We start from the raw sequence: 19,035 nt of genomic DNA on the forward strand, positions 1-19,035 counted from the left end.
CGATCGCCGGCATGGCGGAGCCGCCGCCGCGCCTGGCCGTCGGGGCCGACGCGATCGACGGCATCCGGGCCGCACTCGAATCCCGGCCCGCCGAGCTGGAGAAAGTCAGCCCAGCGCGGCCGCCTTGCGCAGCAGCACTGAGCGTTCGCGCTGGTTGGCGCACAGCCGGGCCGCCAGCTCCAGCTCGGTGCGCGCCTCCGGTCGCCGGCCGAGGCGGGCCAGCAGCTCCCCGCGTACGGTCGGCACCAGATGCGAACCGGGGAGCCGGTCCAAGGCGATCAGCTCGTCCACGATGGCCAGGGCTTGCGCCGGCCCCGAGGCCATGGCTACGGCGACGGCCCGGTTGAGCTCGACCACCGGCGAGGGCGCGACCCGGCCGAGCGCCTCGTAGAGCACCACGATCCGGTCCCAGTCGGTCGCCTCGACCGAGGGCGCCGACGCGTGGGCGGCGGCGATCGCGGCCTGCAGGCCGTAGGGGCCGAGGCCGCGAGTCGATGCCTTGGCCAGCGCGGCCAGCCCACGGCGGATCGCCGAGAAGTCCCACCGCCGCCGGTCCTGGTCCTCGAGCAGGATCGGCGAACCGTCCGGGCCGGTCCGGGCCGGGAAGCGCGCGGCCGTCAGCTCGCACAGCGCGAGCAGGCCGTGCACCTCCGGCTCGTCCGGCTGCAGCGCGGCCAGCGTGCGGGTCAGCCGGATCGCCTCGTACGCGACGTCGGGGCGCAGTAGCCGGTCGCCCGACGTGGCCGTCGACCCCTCGGTGAAGATCACGTAGAGGACGCTGAGCACGCCGCCCAGCCGCCCCCGGCGCTCGCCGGCCGACGGCAACTCGAACGGCACCCCGGCCGCCGCGATCGTCTTCTTGGCCCGGGTGATGCGGGCCTGCACGGTCGGCATGGGTACGAGGAACGCGCGGGCGATCTCTTCGCTGGACAGGCCGCCGACCACGCGCAGGGTCAGCGCCACCCGGGCCTCGAGGGAGAGCACCGGGTGGCAGCTGACGAACATCAGCGCCAGGACGTCGTCGTCGATCCTGTCGGGGTCGATTTCCTCGTCGACCGCCGGGTCGGTCGCCAGCAGGGCGTATCGGTCCTGCAGGGCGGTCCGGCGGCGGATCGCGTCGATCGCCCGCCGCCGGGCCGTGGCCATCAGCCAGCCGGCCGGATTGGCCGGAGAGGCGAGCGGCCACGACACCAGCGCCTCGGCCACGGCCTCCTGGGCCGCGTCCTCGGCCAGCCCGAAATCGCCGGTGAACCGGGTCAGCGCGGCGACGATCCGCGCCGACTCGATCCGCCAGACGGCCTCGACGTCGGCCGTACCCATCAGCGCTGGACGGTGCTGTCCTGCGGGACCTCGTCCTCCTCGGGCACCCGCCGGATCTCGATCTTGGACCCGGGGGCCGCCGGGACCCGCTTGGCCCACTCGACCGCCTCCTGTTTCGAGGCGACGTCGAGCAGGAAGAAGCCCCCGAACAGTTCCTTGGTCTCTCCGTACGGCCCGTCCGTGACCACCGGGGCCTCGCCGCTGAAGTCGACCACGGCGCCCTGGCCCGGATCATCCAGCCCTTCGGCCCCGAGGAGAACGCCGGCCTTCATCATCTCCTCGATGAAGAGGCGGGTCCTGGCAATCCCCTCCTCGATCGAGGCCATCATGGCGGCGTTCGACTCATCGGTGCCCCGCATGATCAGCATGTACTTCGGCATCGCATTCTCCTCATCCGACGTGGCCGCCTCTCGGCCCTCGCACCCACACGTCGAACGAGCGGCCCGCGGATCGACACGGCCCCGGAGAAATCTCTCGCCGCGACGCAGCCGAATCCGTCCGACCCGCGTTGCGCCCGTCAGACCTGGCCCTGAGCGATGGCTGACGCGGACGCCATGCTGATCAGAAAAGCTTATCGTCGCAGCTTTGGAAGGCGGCGACGCTCACACGGATCTACGGAAACCATTCGGTACGCGCTCAGTGATTTCTTTCCGCTACCTGGCTGAAGAGAGGGCGACGGGAATCTTTAGTGGCGTTTCGCCCGCGGCGCACTCTCTTGCCGCTGGTCGAGTGGTGCCCGCTCGCCAGCCCACGCCGTCCGACTCTGCCAAGACGAGTACGTCATGGCTGATCAACCGATGTTCGACAGTTCAGATGGGGGCGCGACGCGGTCGCTCCCACCGGCGCAGAACCCGTCGGCTATGGTCCAGCCATGATCTGGAAACGTAGGTCGTCCCCGAACCCACCGGAGCGCCTGAGTAACAACGAAATCATGGAACTGCTCCGGGACACGCTCGGGGAGATCGCACCCCCGCTGGTCAAGGACTGCCAGATCCGCAACGGCACGATGGGCGGCGCACAGGGCTGGAGACTCACGGCCTTGCCCAACCACACCGATGACCCTCGGCACTTCGACATCGGCTTCACGGTGTCACCTCAGTCCATGGTTCTCACGGACTGCATCAGTGGCATCGGGTCGGCGCACGAGGCCGCCGCCATGATGGCCCATATCTGGCGGGAGACCTCCGGCGCCTGTGTTGCGGAGATGCTGACCCGGCGGAGTGAGTACGCCTCCCACCTCGACGGATCCGACCCCGCCGGCCTGCCCGGCTGGCATTCGGTGGTCTCCGGCATCGTCGCCTACGGACCCGACCCCACCAGCAACAACGCCCTACAGGCGGCGCTGCTCGACCATGAGGTCCTCCGCGCGATCGCACCACAGCTGGTATCGGCGCTGGATCGACCGGCCCACAATGGGATCAAGGTGTTCTACCAACGCACGCCGACCTCGGCGACCGCCGAGATCCGCGTCAACGGCGCACCACATCAGGCAGCCGGCCAGGCTCTCGCCGCGCTGCCCTGGCCGAAGGTGACCGCGCCGACCATCGCCCGCTTCTACGCCGTCGCTGTCCACCCGGTCTGACTCCGCCCATACCCGCACTCATCTGCCGCGAGTAGGCGGGTGGACGTTGGCGCGACCCGGACCTTGTCGCACGACGAACTCGTGTCTACGGTGCCGGGTCAGGTGGTCGGTTCGGGGAGCAGGCCAGTGAAGTCGTCGCTGGATAGCTGGGAGATCGCGCCGAGCGTGTGGACCTCGGTCACTCGTGGGATGACGACGAGGTTGGGTTCCCGGAACAGTCGGGCGCCGCGATCAAGTTCATCCGTCACCACCTGACTCAGCCGCACCGGGTCGTAGAACACCGGCCGATAGGTCCTGCCATCGGGGGTTTCTACAACGAGGTCGGCGAACCAGCCCTTGGACTCGATCATGGCGGCATACTCGGCGAAATAGTCCGGGAAACGCACTCGGCACGGCCAGGGTTTGTCGGGCACGTGCTCGCCGGTGCGCGGATCGAACCACCCGTCGTCATCGAGCGCGAGCTGCAGGTCGGTGTGCGGCAGACCGAGCGCATCGGTGAACCGTGCCAGCTGAGCGCGCCGGTCCGGGTCGGGCAAGCCGTGAATCACCACCTGGAGCGTGGAGTGATCGAGGTGATGCTCCAGCATGAACTGTTCGCCCGCCGCCAGCTCAACCGCGGCGTATGCCACCGGCCCCGGCGCGTCCCACCGCCCGTCGTTTTCCACGAACTCCACACCGAACCGCACGGCGAACTCCTCGCCGGAGATGGCCGTACAGGCGATCGGCCGCCAATCCCCCCGGCGAAGTTCGCCATCGCCGACGTGACGGAACGCATCACCCATACGGAGCAGCGTAGCCAACCACCCAACTGACGGAGGTTCCAGAACGTCCTCTTCTGCCGCTGGTCGCGCGAATTTGCCGAGACGCGGAAGTGCCGCTCAGCCCCCGCCCAACTGTCGAAGCAGCCCCACATCGTGGAGGTCTACGTCTCGGTGCTCGTAGCCCTCGCGAAACCGCAACTGCTGCGGCACCGATAGGCACGCCACCCGGTGACCGTCGATGACGCCTTCTGTGAAACCGTCCGCGGAATAGGCGAAGGCGGCACCGTCGAGCCCTTGCTGAACGCCGCTGCCGTCGGGGGCGAGCGCAACCGGATGCAGGTCGACCACACGCCCGTCCTGCGCCGTCAGTTCCGCTCGGACCGGTAGCCAGTCCACCGTCGTGGTGAAGCCGATCGACGCCAAGAGCGCCAGAATCTCTCGCAGTTGGCCGCCGTCTACGGCGAGGTCTAGGTCCCCGTGGTCGCGGGTCTGTCGGCCGACGACGGCATCTACCGCCCAGCCGCCGGCGACCCACGCATGCAGCCCACGCTCGTCAAACGCGCTCATCAATGCCACGACCTGACCCGCCTCCATGGGTCAGGACCATAGCGGCCATCTGCGCCTGGAGGAGTTCGCGTGGTGAACAATGCGGTGCCCAACTCATCGCTGACGCGAACGGTCACCTTCACGCGATCACAAGCCCCCCATCCGCACATGCCGCTGTCCGCGCACGAACCGTACGGACGTGCCGAGTTGCGGGTGTGTGTTGGGGACTTGGTGGCAGTCCCCTGGCTTCCATGGGCTTGACCGAGTACTCGCCGCTGGGCTGGCCTCTGGAGGCGCTGTCCGTGCGCAACAAAGTCGATCTCGGTGGGAGGCCGCTACTGTGCGACACGTGCCCGCCTTTGAGGAGATCACTCGACACCATGACCCCGACCCGTCCGAGAACCTCTGGGTCGTCGGGCCGCCCCCGCCTGAGACGGTCACGATCGTCCCGTACAACCCCGAGTGGCCGCGCCGCTACGACACCCTGTCGGCGGGGATCCGCACGGCGCTCGGCGATGCGGTCCTGGGCATCGAGCACGTCGGATCGACATCCGTCGAGGGGTTGGCCGCCAAGGACGTCATCGACATCGACCTCTCCGTTGCGGACCCTCGGGACGAGGATGCGTATGTCCCCGCGCTCGAACGCCTCGGCTATGTCCTTACGGTTCGAGAGCCGTCCTTCCACGAGCATCGCTGCCTGAGGCTCGCCGAGCCTCGCGCGAACTTGCACGTGTTCGGCCCGGACTGCCCGGAGACCATTCGGCAGTGCATGTTCCGCGACTGGTTGCGTACGCATCCCGAGGATCTGGCGCGCTACGAGGACGCGAAGCGAGCAGCGATCCCCGGTGGCGGGAACGTCATGGACTACAACGCACGCAAGCAGGAGGTAATCCGCGAGATCTATGACCGGCTCTTCCGCGCGGCGGGAATGCTGTAGAGATCCCGAGCAACAGCCACACCCAACGCGCTCTCATGCCGCGAAGCGTGTTTCCCTCAGTGTCAGCGCCAGGGAATGGCGGTCAATGCTCCACGCCGCTCGGCGAGGGCACGATGACGGATTCCTGATTCCGAGAGATCCGGTACGTGCGCAGGTTCGAATGCGCTGCGGGTGCCGAAAATCCTATCCATGCCCTGTGACCTGCAGATCCTCGAGAACAGCTGATGACCACCGCACGGGCACGCCAAGATGGTCGTTCGTGCTGTTGCGACTGCCCTATCTGGCGCTCACGAGTGTGTTCAGCTTCTTGCGGCTGCTACCGATGGGCGACACCGACAAGGACATCGAGATCCTGACGCTGCGCCACCAGCTCGCGATCCTGCAGCGGCAGACCGGCAAGCCACGCCTCACCCCGGTAGACCGCGCTCTGCTCGCCGCTCTGCTGCACCGACTCCCCCGCCCCAGGCTGCGGCAACTGCATCTGATCGTCGCCCCGGACACGATCCTGCGCTGGCACCGCGACCTCACGCGCCGCCGGCACGCCGCCGTCTCCCGACGCAAGCGTCCCGGCCGCCCACGGACAGAATTTTCGGCACCCGCAACTTCTAATCCGACGGTCGGGGTCCTGGCCAGGTTTCTCCGGGAGGTCAGGCGGGGAATCGCACGCCGACCAGCCCCTCGGAGACCTCCCAGAGCCTGCGAGCGTCGTCCATGCCGCGCAGCGGAGGCCACAGGTCCCGCCGCGCAGGAGCGCCGCGCAGGTTGCTCCGTCCACTGGGGCCGAAGAACTCGCTCCCCCGCGAGTCAGGACCGGTCGCGGCCAGCAGCGCCGGCAGGGCTGCGGTGTCGATGGTGCCCGTCAAGCCCAGACGCGAGAGCACCCGGATCGTGCGTACCGAGCCGGTGTCCGTCTGCCGACCCATGCCGGGCTGCGCGGCGAGCAGGTTCGTCGGCGAGACCCCGGGGTGGGACAGGTTGCTGGTGATGCCCCACCCGGCCACGGCGCTGCGCTCGTCGAGCTCGCGCGCGAACAGGCCGACGGCGATCTTCGACTGGCTGTAGGCCTTCCGCACGTCGTAGCTGCGCTCCCAGTTCAGGTCGCCCCAGTTGATCGCACCACGCCGGGCGGCGATGCTCGTCTGATGCGTGACCCGGGCCCGGCCCTGCCGCAGCAGCGGCAACAGCCCCACAGTGAGGGCGAAGTGACCGAGGTGGTTGGTGCCGAACTGCAGCTCGAAACCGCCCTCGGTGACCTGCCGGCTGGGCGGTGTCATCACGCCGGCGTTGTTGATGAGGATGTCGATCGGACGGCCTTCGCCCACGAGCTGGTCCGCGAGGGCGGCCACCGAGTCGAGCGAGGACAGGTCAAGTGCCCGGGTGGCGATCTTCGCACCCGGAACGAGGCCGCGGATCCGGTCGGCGGCCTTCGCACCCTTGGCGGGGTTGCGAACCGGCATGATCACCTCCGCGCCCGCACCGGCGAGACGGGTGGCGATGACGAACCCGATCCCGTCGCTCGCACCGGTGATGACGGCGAGCTTGCCGCTCTGATCGGGGATCGCGATGTCGATCGTGCGAGCCATGAGTGGTCTCCTTCGTTCTGCGGCGGGCCCGCCGCGGGTCGTATCTCCATGCTGGAGGCTCGCCGCGCGCGGATTCAGGGCTCCCTGATCCACGGCTCGCCGATCCCCCTCTCGGCGGCATCGGCAGGCTCGGACGCGTGACGGACGAGGAGACGTCCAGCGGGCTACGGGACGGCGGTGGGCTGGGAGCCGGCGCGGCGGGCGGCGACGAGGGTGAAGGCGGCCAGCGTGAGGAGCACCGGTGCGGTGGCGACCTCGAGGACTGCCAGCACGGCCAGCTGATCTGCGCTGTAGAGCACGGTCCGCAGGACGAAGTTGACGAGGTTGATGGCGACCGCGACCAGCGTGGTGACGGTGTAGACGCGCCGGAGCGGGCCGTGGCGACGCCAGTCGCGGGGCCCGCCGGCCAGGCCGGTCAGCGGCCGGCGGACGAGCAGTGAGCCGAGGAAGAGCAGCATGAACGCGGCGGGCAGCACCGTGGGAAGCAGGAAGAAGGCCCGGGCCTCGCCGGCGACGGCGGCGACCAGGGCGCACACGGCCGCAACGGCGAGACCGAACAGCGCGGCTCTGAGCGACTCCCGGCGAGCGAGTCGCACCCCGAGCACCACGGGAGCGGCCCCGGCGAGGGCGATGAACGCCCAGGTCAACCCGCTGAGGGCGTTGGCGACAACGAATGCCACGGTGGGAGCGGCGGCGACGGCGATCCCGATCGGGCCCCCCGAGCGGTCCAGGGCCTGGCGGGCGGCCCGCGCGATGCTCGCCGGCTCGTCGTCGACGGGGAGTCGTCGCGAGGGCGACGCGACCGTTCCATTCGTCATGTACCGCTCCTTCGATGGGTGGGCCTGAGCCATCGAGACTTGCTCATCACCGGGAGGACATCCACGGCCTCTCGATCCGTGGCTAACCGAGCCACCGCAACGCCCGGAAGGGCGGATCAACGATCCGTAGTTGCCTCGACGCGCTGGCGGTAGAAAGGACGCAACACGGGGAAGGAGACGCATGGTGATCGATCGGCCCGGGCTGGCGGCATTCCTCCGGCGCCGCCGGGAGTCACTGCAGCCCGAAGACGTCGGCCTGCCGCATGGGCAGCGCCGCAGGACCAGCGGGCTACGGCGCGAAGAAGTGGCCACCCTCTGCCACATGTCCACCGACTACTACGCGCGGCTGGAACGCGAGCGCGGCCCTCAACCGTCCGAGCAGATGATCGCCTCCATCGCGCAGGGCCTGCACCTCTCCCTCGACGAGCGCGACCATCTGTTCCGTCTCGCCGGGCACAACCCGGCCGCCCGCGGCTCGGCCGGCGACCACATCAGCCCGGGCCTGCTGCGCATCCTCGACCGCCTCGACGACACCCCCGCCGAGATCATCACCGAGCTGGCGGAGACACTGCGCCAGAGCCCGCTCGGCATCGCGCTCACCGGCGACGCGACCCAGTACACCGGGCCGGCGCGCAGCCTCGGCTACCGCTGGTTCACCGACCCCGCCACCCGAGACCTGTACGCGCCCGAAGACCACTCGCTGCTGTCCCGGATGTTCGCCTCCGGCCTGCGCGCCGTCGTCACGCTACGCGGCCCGGACTCCAAGGCAGCGCACTACGCCGACCTCCTCCTCTCGCAGAGCGAAGAGTTCCGCAACCTCTGGAACGAGCACGAAATCGGCGTCCGCCCCAGTGATGTCAAGCGCTTCATCCACCCCGAGATCGGCCTGCTGGAACTGAACTGCCAGGTGCTACTGGACCCGGACCAGTCGCACCGCCTCCTCGTCTACACAGCCGTCCCAGGCAGCGAGAGCTACGACAAACTCCACTTGCTCTCCGTCCTCGGTACGCACACGCTCCGTTGACACCCCACGATTGGCGCCAGCGAGTCCTCGAACCCAACAGAGACAGCCGAGCCGGCGCCGTGGCGATGGCACGCGGCCAGGTACACAGCCGGGTCGGGCTTGGCTGACCTCACCGGCCGCGCACACGACATCGAACGCGGCCCGGAGACATGAGGAAGAAGTCAGGACCATGCCCACAAACCCCCTCGGTCGCGCCTTGCGCAACAGACGCGCCGGACACCACACGCTCGTGTGGGCGCGTCCCGGCCTGCAAGCGCCCGAGAACTTCACCCTCAGCAGCCCTGCCTTCGACCATGGCGCCCCCATCCCCGAGCGGCACCGTGGCAGGCTCTTCGGGCCGGACATATCACCCGCCCTCGCCTGGACGATGCCACCGGCCGGCACCGCGGAACTCCTGCTCGTCGTGCAAGACCCCGACGTTCCCCTCAGGAAACCCCTAACGCACGCCCTCACCCTCGGTATCGACCCATCACTGAGCGCATTCCCGAGAACGGCCTCACCGACCCCAGCCCGATCCCCGGACTCAAGCACGGCAAAGGCGGCCTCGGACGCCGCGGCTGGGCCGGCCCCAGGCCCATCCGCTCGCATGGACCACACTCCTACGTCTTCCAGCTCTTCGCCCTGGACCACCGACCCGAACCACCCGACACATTCACCCTCGCCGATGCACTCCAGGCCATGGCCGAACACGTCATCGCACGCGCCCGACTCGACGGCACCTACGAAATCCAGTGACCACACGCCAGCAGGCCGGGATTCGCCCGAGCCAAGGGCCGTCTCGAAAGGATCCCTATGCCATGCCTCGCTATCGCGTCAGCGCCACGACCTCGGCCCCCGCAGAGACCGTGTGGAGTCTCCTGGTCGACGGCCGCGCCTGGCCCCGGTGGGCATCCGGACTGGACGAGCTCGTGGAGGACCGCTCGAGCGGGCTGGACCCGTACGGGCGGGACAGAGTCGGGACGGTCCGTGCCTTCCGCACGGGCCGGACCGTCACCGGTGAGCGGCTCACCGAGCTCGTGGAGAACCGGCGGATGACCTACGAAGATGCCTTCAACCTCGCGCTGCAGGACTACCGGGCGGTGATCGAGCTGGAACGGACCCCCGCGGGCGGCACGATCATCACTTGGCAGGGCACCTGGCGTGCGCGGCCCGGGATCGGCTGGCTGATGCCGTTCATCCTCCCGGGAGTCATGCAGCGCATGGCCGACGACCTCGCGGCTAACGCCGCAGGCGCCGTGTGACACCGGCGCGCTGATCGAGGTCCTGCACCTGCCCCGCAGCATGACTCACGGACACGTCGTCGCCGGGATTGCCACCGCGCTGCGGGCCGGAGCACCCACCCCGGACGCGGTCGTGGTCGAGGCCTGCACCATGCCGCTCGCACCCGGGTGAACTCCGCGCGGACCTGGTCCGGCGCGGTGGCGCCGGGCACCGCGCCGGACTTGCGGGGCAGCTCCTCCAGGTAGAGGTCCAGCTCCAGGCGGGCCTCGCCGCAGCCAGTGAGCGGGCGTGCCGACCGACCGCCGTACGGCGGTCGGACACGACGAGTTCGGAGACGTGCCGCAGCACCCGCACCTGCCGGCCGATCACCCGCCCGGTCTCGACCGGCTCGTCCGGCAGACCTGCCGGCAGCGGTTGTTCGCCGGCGACGTGCTCGGGCGAGGGTCTGCTGCCGCGACCCGATCCGGCGCATGCCCGTGGTCGGCGTCCCGCTCGTCGATCAACACGTTCACCTCGGCCGGCGCGTTGAAGAGAGTCTGGGATCTACAGGAGTTTGTCGAGGGTGATGGGGAGGTCGCGTACCCGGATGCCGGTGGCGTTGAAGACCGCGTTGCCGACCGCGGCGGCCGAGCCAGAGGTGCCGATCTCCCCGAGGCCGCGGGCGCCGAGGCTTCTGGTCCCGACCTCCCCGCCGTCGTCGCCGAGGGGTCCGGTGAGCTGTGGGTCGGGCCGGTCGAGCAGGTGCACGTCGATGTCGGGGATGTCGGCGTTCACGGGCACCATGTAGTCGGCCATGTTGCTGGAGGCCAGCCGCCCGGTGTCGAGTTCCAGGTGGTTGTGCTCCAGCAGGGCGTGCCCGATGCCGAAGACGACGCCGCCGACGAGCTGGCTCCGGGCGGCCCGGGCGTTGATGACGCGACCGATGTCCGCGACGGTGGTGAACCGGGTGACGCGGATCTCACAGGTGAACCGGTTGACCCTCACCTCGCAGAAGTGGGCGCCGAAGCTGTGGTACGAGTACTCGGCGGGAGCGCCGCCGGGTGCGGAGGCGGTGCCGTTGAGGCCACGCGATCCGACGGCGGCGAGCAGGCGGCCGAAGGACATCGAGCGGCCGTCCCCGTGCAGGCTGCCGTCCTCGTAGCGCAGGTCCTCGGCATTCGCTCCGTGCCACGGCGAGTCGGGACTGGTCACCGCGAGCCGCTTGAGTTCGGCGATCGCGTTGCGGGCGGCGCCGATGACCAACGGCACGGTGGAGTGCGTGGCGCTGGAGGCCACGGCGGGTGCGCCCTGGGGCAGCTTCGAGTCACCGATCTCGGGCGTCACCCGTTTCAGTGGGATCCCCAGGGCGTCGGCGCCGGCGATCGCCACCATGGTCCACCCGCCGGTGCCCAGGTCCGAGATCGCGGTCGAGACCACCGCGGTGTCGTCGTCGAGCAGCCGGATCCGGACACTCGCGGGGTGGCGGGTCGCCGGGTACACGGCGCTGGCCATGCCGGCGCCGATCAGCCACTGCCCGTCGACGCGCGCGCGGGGCTTGGCGCTGCGCTTCGACCAGCCGAAGCGTTCCGCGCCGATGCGGTAGCAGTCGTCGAGGTGCTTGCTCGACCACGGCAGACCCGTGGTGGGCTTGACCGTGGCGTAGTTGCGCAGCCGCAACTCGACCGGGTCGACACCGGTGGCGACCGCCAGTTCGTCCATCGCCGTCTCCAGTGCGAACAACCCGGGGGCCTCGTTGGGTGCCCGCATCGCCCGGCTGCCGGGCAGGTCCAGCATGACCATCTTCGCGTCGACGCTCAGGTTCGGCGTGCGGTAGAGCGTGTCCGAGGTGGAGTGGGCCGGGGTCATGGGGAAGTTGATGGTCGTCGGCATCTCGGCGACGCTGTCGTGGCTGATGGCGTTGAGGACCCCGTCGCGGGAGGCGCCCAGCCGGATGGTCTGGGTGAGGTGTGAGCGGTGGCCAGTCAGGGTGAACATCTGTTCGCGGGTGAGGATGAGCTTGACGGGGCGGTCCATGTCGCGGGCCGCGGCGGCGGCGAGGGGGGCGTCGCTCCACAGGACGACCCTGGCGCCGAAGCCGCCACCGACGTACTTCGTGATCAGAGTGACGTCCTGCGGGAGGATGTCGAGCCGCTGGGCCAGCAGGATCGCGTATGCGTACGGAATCTGCGCACCGGCGTGGACGGTCAGGTGGCCGCCGTGCCAGACGGCGAGGACGGCATGGGGTTCCATCGCGACGTGGTTCTGGATCGGCTGCTCGTAGGTGGCCTTCACGACGACGTCGCTGGCGGCGAGCGCCGCGTCGATCGAGTCGACGCCGGGAGCGAGCATCTTGCTGTCGCTCGGCGACCCGCTGACCGTGCGGCCGGACGGCACGCGGGGCTCGTCCTTCAGCGAGGTGCGCGGCTTCTGCGCGTCGTAGGTGGCGGTGACCAGGGCCGCGGCGTCGCGTGCCTGCTCGAACGTCTCGGCGACGACCATGGCGATGACCTGTCCGTGGAAGTGGACGGTCGAGTCCTTCAGGGGGAGGTAGTTCTCGGTGAAGGCACGGTACTCGTTCGCGACCGGGTACAGCTTCAGGCGCGGGTCGGGCGCGGCGTACACGCGCAGGACTCCGGGAGAGGCCAGCGCGGCCGCGGTGTCGATCCTGGTGATCGTGCCCCGCCCGATCGTGCTGGTAATGACGTGGGCGTGCGCCGTGTTGGGGGCCGGGTAGTCGCCGGAGTACGGGGCGGTGCCGGTGACTTTCAGCCGGCCGTCGACGCGATCGATGTCGCGTCCGACTGGGGAAGCGGTCATTGTGACTCCTGACTGTCGAGAAGGGCGCTCGGCTACGAGGCGCTGCGATGGTGGATGGGCACCCCGGTGCGCAGCGGTGCCCCGGTGCCGCCCTGCCGGTGTGCGACGATCTCGGCCGCTATCGACAGCGCGGTTTCCTGTGGGGTACGGGCGCCGAGGTCGAGTCCGATCGGTGAGTGCAGACGGCTGAGTTCACGGTCGGTCAGGCCGGCTTTGCGCAGTCGCACCAGGCGCTCCTCGTGGGTGCGTCGCGACCCCATGGCCCCGACGTAGGCCACCGGCAGCCGCAGCGCGGCGGTGAGCAGCGGCACGTCGAACTTGGGGTCGTGGGTGAGCACGCAGATGACCGTGCCGCCATCGAGACGCTGTGACCGCAGATAGCGGTGCGGCCAGTCGACGACGACCTCGTCGGCGTACGGGAATCTGTCCGGCGTGGCGAACCTGGCCCGCGCGTCGCAGACGGTCACCCGGTAGTCGAGGAATGTGCCGATGCGGGCCAGCGCCGCTGCGTGGTCGATGGCCCCGAACACGAGCATCCGCGGTGCCGGGGTGTTGCTCTCCACCAGCAGGGTCATCGGCTCCCGGCAGTAGCCGTCGGCCACCCCGATCTCGACCGTGCGGGTTTGGCCGGCGTGCAGGACGCCGGTCGCGTGGGCGGCGGCCACCTGGTCGAGCCGTTCGTCGCCGAGCGTCCCCTCGCTGGGCCGGTCGGGCCGCACGACGAGCATCCGTCCGAGGTGCGCGCTCGGGCCGCGCACGATCGTCGCCACGGCGACCGGCGAGTCATGTGCGGCGTCGGTGAACGCCGGCCCGAGTTGCGGCTCGGTGCCGGGGTCGTGGTGGCGCAGGAGGAGCTCGATCGTGCCGCCACAGGTGAGGCCGACGGCGAGAGCGTCACCGTCGGTATAGCCGAACCGTACGACCTGCGGCCGGCTGTCGCCGACCAGCATCTGCCGGCATGCGTCGTAGACGGCTGCGTCGACGCAGCCGCCGGACACGTTGCCCAGGACGGCTCCGTCCGCGTCGACGACCAGTGAGGCGCCGGGCTGGCGGGGAGCGCTGCCGTCCACGCTCATGACGGTGGCGGCCACGAACGGGGTCCGGCCGCGGACGCGTTCGAGAAGCTCCGCGGCGAGTTCAAGCATGACCGCCGCCTCGCCGGGCTGTCGGGGTCGCGGCCCGGCGCATGCGGGGGCGCGCGATGGCGGTGTCCTGCTGGTCGTTCATCGGCGCTCCTGCAGAACGGTGAGGGCCCGGATCAGCGTGCGTCGCAGCAGCGCGGGCTTGAAGGCGTTGTGCGCCAGCGGCCGGGCGCCGTCCGCGGCGTTGCCGACCGCCGACTCGAACGTCTCGGCGGTGGCGGGTCGGCCGGCCAGGGCTCGTTCGACTGTCGTCAGCCGCCACGGTTTGGTTCCCACTCCGCCGACGGCGACCCTGGCCTGCTTGATCGTGCCGCGGTGCAGTTCGAGCGCGACGGCCGCCGAGGCGAGCGCGAACTCGTACGACTGCCGGTCGCGGATCTTCAGATAGGTGGAGTGTGCCGCCCACTTCGAGCTGGGGACGGAGATGCCGGTGATGAGCTCACCCGGTCGCAGCACGTTCTCGACGTGGGGTGTGGTGCCGGGAAGGGTGTAGAACGTGTCGAGCGGCACGGTCCGGGTGCCCCGCGCCGAGGCCACATGCACGTCGGTGCCCAGCGCCACCAGCGCGACGGCCAGATCGCTGGCGTGCGTCGCCACGCAGGCGTCGCTGGTGCCGAGGATCGCGTGGATGCGGTTCACCCCGGTCAGTGCCGAGCAGCCGCTGCCGGGCTCCCGCTTGTTGCAAGCGGTCGCGACGTCCCGGAAGTAGCCGCACCGGGTGCGCTGCAACAGGTTCCCGCCGATGCTCGCCATGTTGCGCAGCTGAGCGGACGCGCTCAGCTCCAGCGCCTCGGCGATCATCGGATAGTGCCGGCGCACGGTGCGGTCGGCGGCGACGTCGCTCATTCGCTCGAGCGCCCCGACGTGCAGCCCGTCGCGGTCAAAGGTGATGCCGCGCAGCGGAAGCCGGTTGATGTCCACGACACGGGCCGGGGTCATCACATCGAGCTTCATCAGGTCGACCAGGGTCGTGCCGCCGGCGAGGTACGCGGTGCCCTCCCCCGCGTGCCTGATGGCCTGGCGCACCGAGCGAACCTGGGTGTAGTCGTACGGCTTCATCGGCCCATCACCTTCTGCGCGTCACGGATCGCGTCGACGATGAACGGATAGGCACTGCACCGGCAGATGTTGCCCGACATGCGTTCACGGATCTCCTCGCCGGAGCCCGCGTGTCCTTCATGGACCATGGCGACCGCCGACATGATCTGCCCGGGGGTGCAGAAGCCGCACTGCAAACCATCGTGGTCGATGAAGGCCTGCTGCATCGGGTGCAGCTCGTCGCCGTCGGCGAGACCCTCGATCGTGGTGACCTCGGCGCCGTTGGCCGTCACCGCAAGCGTCAGACAGGACAACACGCGCCGGCCGTCGACGTGCACGGTGCACGCTCCGCACTGACCACGGTCGCAGCCCTTCTTCGTCCCGCAGAGCTCCAGCCGCTCGCGGAGCGTGTCGAGCAGCGTGGCCCGCGGGTCGACCCGGGTCGTGACCGTCCGGCCGTTGATCCTGGCCCGGACCGCTACGAGACCGTCACCCTCCGCGGCCTCGGCCGGGGTGGCGTCCACCGCCGTTACCAGCAGCGGCGCGGCTGCCGCGGCGACGCTCCCGCCCAAGAATCCCCGCCGGGACACCCCCGACCGGCCGTGGCCCTCGTCATCATCTGGATTCATCGCAACTCCCTAGGGTTAGGCGCCGGACGGGCAGCACCAGAACCGCCAGTACGGTCGACCGGCGAAGGTGCTGTCTCCAGGCTGACCAACGACATCGACGGCTGCCAGGACCTACCGATCCGAGGTTCAGGCCACCCGCGCCCACCCCGACGACGGCGCCGGCTTCGCACCCTGGACGACACCGCAGCCCAACTGCTGTTCCGCCTCATCGCCGCCGCCTACGAACGCCGCTCCCTGGGCATCGGCTCGCACTGGTCCTTCGACCAATCGGGCCGATTCCTGCCCGAGCACACCATCGGGTGGTTCGTTGTCGTAGCCGCCCTCGACGAACAGGGCGTCGACCGCGGTGAGCACGGCGAGCACGGCGGCGCGCGTCCGGGCGGTTCGCCCGTCAGGTCGCTCCGCTGTCCAGGTTGAGGCACGACAGGATGCCGTTTGGTTCGCGGACGTCGGCGCTGTGCTGCCACGTCTCCAGGCGCGCGATCTCAGCAGTGGTGCGGAACCCGAGCGGGATGCGGGGGGATCCCAGATAGCGCCGCGCCCTGCCTTCAGGGAAAAAATCCCAAAAAAACCGTGCGAATACCCCCCGCTATGTCGGAGGCCGATCGCATATTTGCGGCCCGCGACCACTCCCACATGACCAACCAGAACCACCACGCCCGGTGTTCGGCCAGCGGCCTCCATGGCCCTCACCTGCCCGGATGACATTATCGGCTAGCGCAGAGTCGTGAGCCCAGGTGCCTGGGCTCACGGGCTGCGGGCTCAGCTTCCGGCGCCGGCGGTTTGCAAGGCCTGGAAGTAGGCTTTCTCGGGCCGTGCTCCGACCATCGTGGTGCTGTCGTTGAAGGAGATCCGCGGTACGGAACGGATGCCCCGCCCACGGACGCTGACGAGCTCGGCGTGCACCTCGTCGGCCGCCCCGTCGTTCCTTTCGACCCCGATCTCGGCGGCCAGCCGCTCCAGGATGCCGGGGTCGGCAATGTTCAGTCCGTCGGTGAAAATGTGCTCTGAACAGCCGCTCGACCATGGGCTCGGTCAGGCCGCGGGCAAGTCGGCACTTCTGGACCATGCTGCTGCGACGGCCGCCGACATGCGGGTGGTGCGCGGTGCCGGGGTCGAGTTCGAGAGCACGTTGCCTTTCGCTGGCCTGCACCAGCTGCTGCGCAGGTTCACCGGCCGCCTCGACTGCCTTCCGGCAGAGCAGACGCAGGCGTTGCGCGCGGCCCTAGGCCTGGGGTCGGCCGCCGGGGGTGATCGCTTCATGGTGGGTCTGGCCGTGCTCACCTTGCTCGCGGACCTGGCGGAAGAGCAACCCCTGCTGTGCCTGATCGACGACGCCCACTGGTTGGACCAGTCCTCGGCGGAGGCCTTGCTGTTCGCCGCCCGTCGCCTCGAGGCCGAGCGGGTGGCGATCATCTTCGCCGCGCGTGACATGCACGCCCCCGAATTTCCCACGCCCGGGTTGGCGGAGCTGCGACTGTCTCGACTGGACGGTACGGCCGCGGCCGACTTGCTGGCCTTGTATGCCGCAGACCTCGACCATCACCGGCGCGCACATGTCCTGCGCGAGGCCGAGGGCAATCCGCTGGCCCTGCTGGAGCTCACCACCGCACATCGCCAAGGCCGGTCGACCTCGCCGTATCCGGCGGTCTCGACAACCAGCAAGATCGAGCAGGCCTTCGCCGACCGGATCAGCCGCCTGCCGGAACAGACCAGGACGCTCCTGCTGGTGATCGCGGCCGATGACAGCGGCGATCCGGCCACCGTGTTCAAGGCGGCGGCCCACCTCGGTGCGGCCGTCGCGGACCTGGAGTCCGCGGAGCGCCGCAGCTTCGTCAGCTTGCACGAGGACCGGCTGATGTTCCGCCATCCTTTGATCCGCTCTGCGGTCTACCACGGCGCCCCCGCTTCGAGGCGATTCGCCGCACACCGAGCTCTCGCCGCGAGCCTGGAGGACGATCGGGCGGCCTGGCACCTGGCCGCGGCAACGACCGGGCCCGACGAGCACGTCGCCGCTTTGCTGGAGAAAAGCGCCCAATGGGCGCAGGATCGCGGCGGCCACGCCGCGCTGGCTACTGCCTATGAGCGCGCTGCCGCCCTCAGCCCCGATCCGCGAGACCAGGGCCGCAGGCTGGCGGTGGCGGCGCAGGCGGCCCTGGAGGCCGGCCAACTGGAGCACGCGGGTTCGCTGGCAGAACAGGCAAGCCTCCTTCTCACCGAACCAGTCTCGCTGGGCCGCGTGGCCGAGGTCCGGGCCATGGTCGCCGACCTGCAAGGAGACCTGCACAAGGCGCACTCGATCCTGTTCGACGCTGCGCTGTCCCTCGTTGACGTGGCCCCCGACACCGCCGGGCGCATGCTGGTCCAAGCCGCGGGGTCGGCCTGGGTCGCGGGCGATGCTGTGGCAGCTGAGAAGGCCGCCGACCACGCCGAGACACTTCCACAGGCACGGCACGCACGTGCCATGGCCCGTCTGGTCTCGACGGACGTGGCGCAATGGTCGGCCGCTGCGCGTGAGCTCGACGGGGAAGTACCGGCGAGCTCACTTCGGGCGGCCGTGTGGGCGGCGTGCCTGACCTCCTTGCTGCGTGACGACCAGATCGCACTGCGCCGCGCCTTCGCCGTTGAGCAGGAGTGCCGTACCCAAGGAGCGATCGGTGTCTTGCCGCACGCTCTGCTGGCACTGTCGAGCAGCCAGTTGAACCTCGGCAGGCATCGTGAGGCACGTGCCAGCGGGCTGGACGGCATGCGCGTCGCCGAGGACACCAGCCAGCCCAGAATCCGGGCGCACCTGGCAGCGGTGCTGGCGCATCTCGCAGCGATCGCCGGCGAGGAGGAACGGCATGTCGAGCTGAAAGCGACCATGGACACGGTGGATCTCCCGGACCTCAGGCACGAGGCTGTGTGGAGTCTGAGCATGCTGGAGCTCGGCCTCGGCCAATACGACGTGGCCGCCGACCGGCTGGCCGACCACTCCGTCGAGCAGGAGGTCCCGGGCTCGTGGCTCGCTGACCAGGTGGAGGTCGCGGTTCGCGCGGGCCGTCCAGAGTCGGCGGACAGGGCGTTCACCCGCTACGCGGAATGGGCCGGCCACATACGACAGCCCGCGATCGTGTCACGCTGTCGAGCGCTGCTAGCCGATGATCGAAAGGCGGAGCACCACTACCAACACGCCCTGCAGCTCGGTTCCAGCGCGACGGGCGAGAGCCGCGCGGCCTCCCATCACGAAACGGACCTGCTAGGCCGTCTCGCACCGCAAGAGCTTCAGGTAGTACGGCTGGCAGCCACGGGGCTGAGCAACAAAGACATCGGCGCTCAGTTGTTCCTCAGCCCCAGGACCGTCGGCTACCACCTCTACAACGCCTACCCCAAGCTCGGTGTGGCTTCCAGGGGAGAGCTGGCCAAGCTCGACCTGGTCGGATAGCCGGCGCGGTGCCAGGCGCAGGACCAGGGCACGGATCGACTGGACGGTGCGTGGGCCGTGGGTGCCGAGATCGGATTGGAGGTGAGCGCGGCGACGTCGACCGGATCACGGCGATGACACGCCGCGCACTCGGCCAGGACACGTTCGCCACCGAGTTCGGGTCACGGCCGCGAGTTGAACCGTTCAGAGGGCGTCTGTTCTTGGTTGGTCATGG

General features: G+C 69.7%; 17 protein-coding genes and 1 pseudogene. 6 read left to right on the forward strand and 12 right to left on the reverse strand.

The features are described 5' to 3' along the window. Positions 1 to 105 precede the first annotated feature (105 nt). Together HKK74_RS31155 and HKK74_RS31160 are read right to left on the reverse strand one after the other, a co-directional pair. A complete protein-coding gene (locus HKK74_RS31155; RefSeq protein ID WP_187246969.1) occupies positions 106 to 1,320 on the reverse strand; it encodes an RNA polymerase sigma factor in 1,215 nt (404 codons plus the stop codon). After that, positions 1,320 to 1,700, reverse strand: a complete 381-nt coding sequence (locus HKK74_RS31160) for a YciI family protein (RefSeq protein ID WP_130329744.1) — start codon at positions 1,698 to 1,700, stop codon at positions 1,320 to 1,322. Before HKK74_RS31160 ends, HKK74_RS31155 begins: the two co-directional genes overlap by 1 nt. A 551-nt stretch (positions 1,701 to 2,251) precedes the next feature. Here HKK74_RS31160 and HKK74_RS31165 point away from each other — a divergent pair. Next, positions 2,252 to 2,902, forward strand: a complete 651-nt coding sequence (locus HKK74_RS31165) for a DUF6348 family protein (protein WP_187246970.1) — start codon at positions 2,252 to 2,254, stop codon at positions 2,900 to 2,902. Between the two features lie 98 nt (positions 2,903 to 3,000). On the opposite strand, the gene HKK74_RS31170 is transcribed toward HKK74_RS31165, so the two are convergent. Further along, positions 3,001 to 3,684, reverse strand: a complete 684-nt coding sequence (locus HKK74_RS31170) for a hypothetical protein (protein ID WP_187246971.1) — start codon at positions 3,682 to 3,684, stop codon at positions 3,001 to 3,003. Between the two features lie 96 nt (positions 3,685 to 3,780). Further along, a complete protein-coding gene (locus HKK74_RS31175; protein WP_187246972.1) occupies positions 3,781 to 4,257 on the reverse strand; it encodes a nucleotidyltransferase domain-containing protein in 477 nt (158 codons plus the stop codon). Positions 4,258 to 4,558: 301 nt separating this feature from the next. Between HKK74_RS31175 and HKK74_RS31180 the strand changes: the two genes are divergently transcribed. Further along, positions 4,559 to 5,146: a GrpB family protein gene (locus HKK74_RS31180; RefSeq protein ID WP_187246973.1), complete on the forward strand. Its 588-nt coding sequence runs from the start codon at positions 4,559 to 4,561 to the stop codon at positions 5,144 to 5,146. A 316-nt stretch (positions 5,147 to 5,462) separates the two neighbouring features. On the opposite strand, the gene HKK74_RS31185 is transcribed toward HKK74_RS31180, so the two are convergent. The 3 genes from HKK74_RS31185 to HKK74_RS31195 form a co-directional block, all read right to left on the reverse strand. Beyond that, positions 5,463 to 5,687 (reverse strand): hypothetical protein, encoded by a 225-nt coding sequence (locus HKK74_RS31185; protein WP_187246974.1) that lies wholly within the window; start codon positions 5,685 to 5,687, stop codon positions 5,463 to 5,465. A 106-nt stretch (positions 5,688 to 5,793) separates the two neighbouring features. Next, positions 5,794 to 6,729, reverse strand: a complete 936-nt coding sequence (locus HKK74_RS31190; protein ID WP_187246975.1) for an SDR family oxidoreductase — start codon at positions 6,727 to 6,729, stop codon at positions 5,794 to 5,796. 164 nt (positions 6,730 to 6,893) lie between these two features. Next, positions 6,894 to 7,547, reverse strand: coding sequence for a DUF3159 domain-containing protein (locus tag HKK74_RS31195; RefSeq protein WP_187246976.1), 654 nt, complete (start codon positions 7,545 to 7,547; stop codon positions 6,894 to 6,896). 181 nt (positions 7,548 to 7,728) lie between these two features. Here HKK74_RS31195 and HKK74_RS31200 point away from each other — a divergent pair, with 181 nt between their 5' ends. The 3 genes and pseudogenes from HKK74_RS31200 (at position 7,729) to HKK74_RS31210 (ending at position 9,812) form a co-directional block, all read left to right on the forward strand. Then, positions 7,729 to 8,571: a helix-turn-helix transcriptional regulator gene (locus HKK74_RS31200; RefSeq protein WP_187246977.1), complete on the forward strand. Its 843-nt coding sequence runs from the start codon at positions 7,729 to 7,731 to the stop codon at positions 8,569 to 8,571. Positions 8,572 to 8,740: 169 nt separating this feature from the next. Next, a pseudogene (locus HKK74_RS42025) lies at positions 8,741 to 9,306 on the forward strand (YbhB/YbcL family Raf kinase inhibitor-like protein). Between the two features lie 62 nt (positions 9,307 to 9,368). Beyond that, positions 9,369 to 9,812 (forward strand): SRPBCC family protein, encoded by a 444-nt coding sequence (locus HKK74_RS31210; RefSeq protein ID WP_187246979.1) that lies wholly within the window; start codon positions 9,369 to 9,371, stop codon positions 9,810 to 9,812. A gap of 523 nt (positions 9,813 to 10,335) precedes the next feature. Here HKK74_RS31210 and HKK74_RS31215 read toward each other — a convergent pair. The 5 genes from HKK74_RS31215 to HKK74_RS41100 all read right to left on the reverse strand — a co-directional run bounded on the left by HKK74_RS31215 (position 10,336) and on the right by HKK74_RS41100 (position 15,760). Continuing rightward, positions 10,336 to 12,588 carry a xanthine dehydrogenase family protein molybdopterin-binding subunit gene (locus HKK74_RS31215; RefSeq protein ID WP_187246980.1) on the reverse strand — a complete coding sequence of 751 codons (2,253 nt, stop codon included), beginning with the start codon at positions 12,586 to 12,588 and terminating at the stop codon, positions 10,336 to 10,338. 32 nt (positions 12,589 to 12,620) lie between these two features. Further along, a complete protein-coding gene (locus tag HKK74_RS31220; protein WP_187246981.1) occupies positions 12,621 to 13,733 on the reverse strand; it encodes an XdhC family protein in 1,113 nt (370 codons plus the stop codon). Positions 13,734 to 13,811: 78 nt separating this feature from the next. Beyond that, positions 13,812 to 14,789, reverse strand: a complete 978-nt coding sequence (locus HKK74_RS31225) for an FAD binding domain-containing protein (RefSeq protein WP_187246982.1) — start codon at positions 14,787 to 14,789, stop codon at positions 13,812 to 13,814. Next, positions 14,786 to 15,397, reverse strand: coding sequence for a (2Fe-2S)-binding protein (locus HKK74_RS31230; protein WP_187246983.1), 612 nt, complete (start codon positions 15,395 to 15,397; stop codon positions 14,786 to 14,788). Before HKK74_RS31230 ends, HKK74_RS31225 begins: the two co-directional genes overlap by 4 nt. 126 nt (positions 15,398 to 15,523) lie before the next feature. Continuing rightward, complete coding sequence (locus HKK74_RS41100; RefSeq protein ID WP_187246984.1) at positions 15,524 to 15,760, reverse strand: hypothetical protein; 237 nt, start codon at positions 15,758 to 15,760, stop codon at positions 15,524 to 15,526. Positions 15,761 to 16,397: 637 nt separating this feature from the next. Between HKK74_RS41100 and HKK74_RS31240 the strand changes: the two genes are divergently transcribed. Beyond that, the gene (locus HKK74_RS31240; protein WP_246492161.1) at positions 16,398 to 18,821 is read left to right on the forward strand and encodes a helix-turn-helix transcriptional regulator; all 2,424 of its coding nucleotides are present in this window, start codon (positions 16,398 to 16,400) and stop codon (positions 18,819 to 18,821) included. The last annotated feature ends 214 nt before the right edge of the window (positions 18,822 to 19,035 follow it).

Origin of the sequence: Actinomadura alba, from assembly GCF_014323705.1 — a bacterium.
Classification (GTDB): Bacteria; Actinomycetota; Actinomycetes; order Streptosporangiales; family Streptosporangiaceae; genus Actinomadura_C; species Actinomadura_C alba.

What these genes read in the sequence shown, in the direction of transcription:
- HKK74_RS31220 (WP_187246981.1), bottom strand. Translation starts at nt 13,733, where the DNA reads ATGCTTGAACTCGCCGCGGAGCTTCTCGAACGCGTCCGCGGCCGGACC.
- HKK74_RS31230 (WP_187246983.1), bottom strand. Translation starts at nt 15,397, where the DNA reads ATGAATCCAGATGATGACGAGGGCCACGGCCGGTCGGGGGTGTCCCGG.
- HKK74_RS31225 (WP_187246982.1), bottom strand. Translation starts at nt 14,789, where the DNA reads ATGAAGCCGTACGACTACACCCAGGTTCGCTCGGTGCGCCAGGCCATC.
- HKK74_RS31170 (WP_187246971.1), bottom strand. Translation starts at nt 3,684, where the DNA reads ATGGGTGATGCGTTCCGTCACGTCGGCGATGGCGAACTTCGCCGGGGG.
- HKK74_RS31195 (WP_187246976.1), bottom strand. Translation starts at nt 7,547, where the DNA reads ATGACGAATGGAACGGTCGCGTCGCCCTCGCGACGACTCCCCGTCGAC.
- HKK74_RS31210 (WP_187246979.1), top strand. Translation starts at nt 9,369, where the DNA reads ATGCCTCGCTATCGCGTCAGCGCCACGACCTCGGCCCCCGCAGAGACC.
- HKK74_RS31165 (WP_187246970.1), top strand. Translation starts at nt 2,252, where the DNA reads ATGGAACTGCTCCGGGACACGCTCGGGGAGATCGCACCCCCGCTGGTC.
- HKK74_RS31240 (WP_246492161.1), top strand. Translation starts at nt 16,398, where the DNA reads ATGTGCTCTGAACAGCCGCTCGACCATGGGCTCGGTCAGGCCGCGGGC.
- HKK74_RS31160 (WP_130329744.1), bottom strand. Translation starts at nt 1,700, where the DNA reads ATGCCGAAGTACATGCTGATCATGCGGGGCACCGATGAGTCGAACGCC.
- HKK74_RS31215 (WP_187246980.1), bottom strand. Translation starts at nt 12,588, where the DNA reads ATGACCGCTTCCCCAGTCGGACGCGACATCGATCGCGTCGACGGCCGG.
- HKK74_RS31200 (WP_187246977.1), top strand. Translation starts at nt 7,729, where the DNA reads ATGGTGATCGATCGGCCCGGGCTGGCGGCATTCCTCCGGCGCCGCCGG.
- HKK74_RS31175 (WP_187246972.1), bottom strand. Translation starts at nt 4,257, where the DNA reads ATGGAGGCGGGTCAGGTCGTGGCATTGATGAGCGCGTTTGACGAGCGT.
- HKK74_RS31190 (WP_187246975.1), bottom strand. Translation starts at nt 6,729, where the DNA reads ATGGCTCGCACGATCGACATCGCGATCCCCGATCAGAGCGGCAAGCTC.
- HKK74_RS31155 (WP_187246969.1), bottom strand. Translation starts at nt 1,320, where the DNA reads ATGGGTACGGCCGACGTCGAGGCCGTCTGGCGGATCGAGTCGGCGCGG.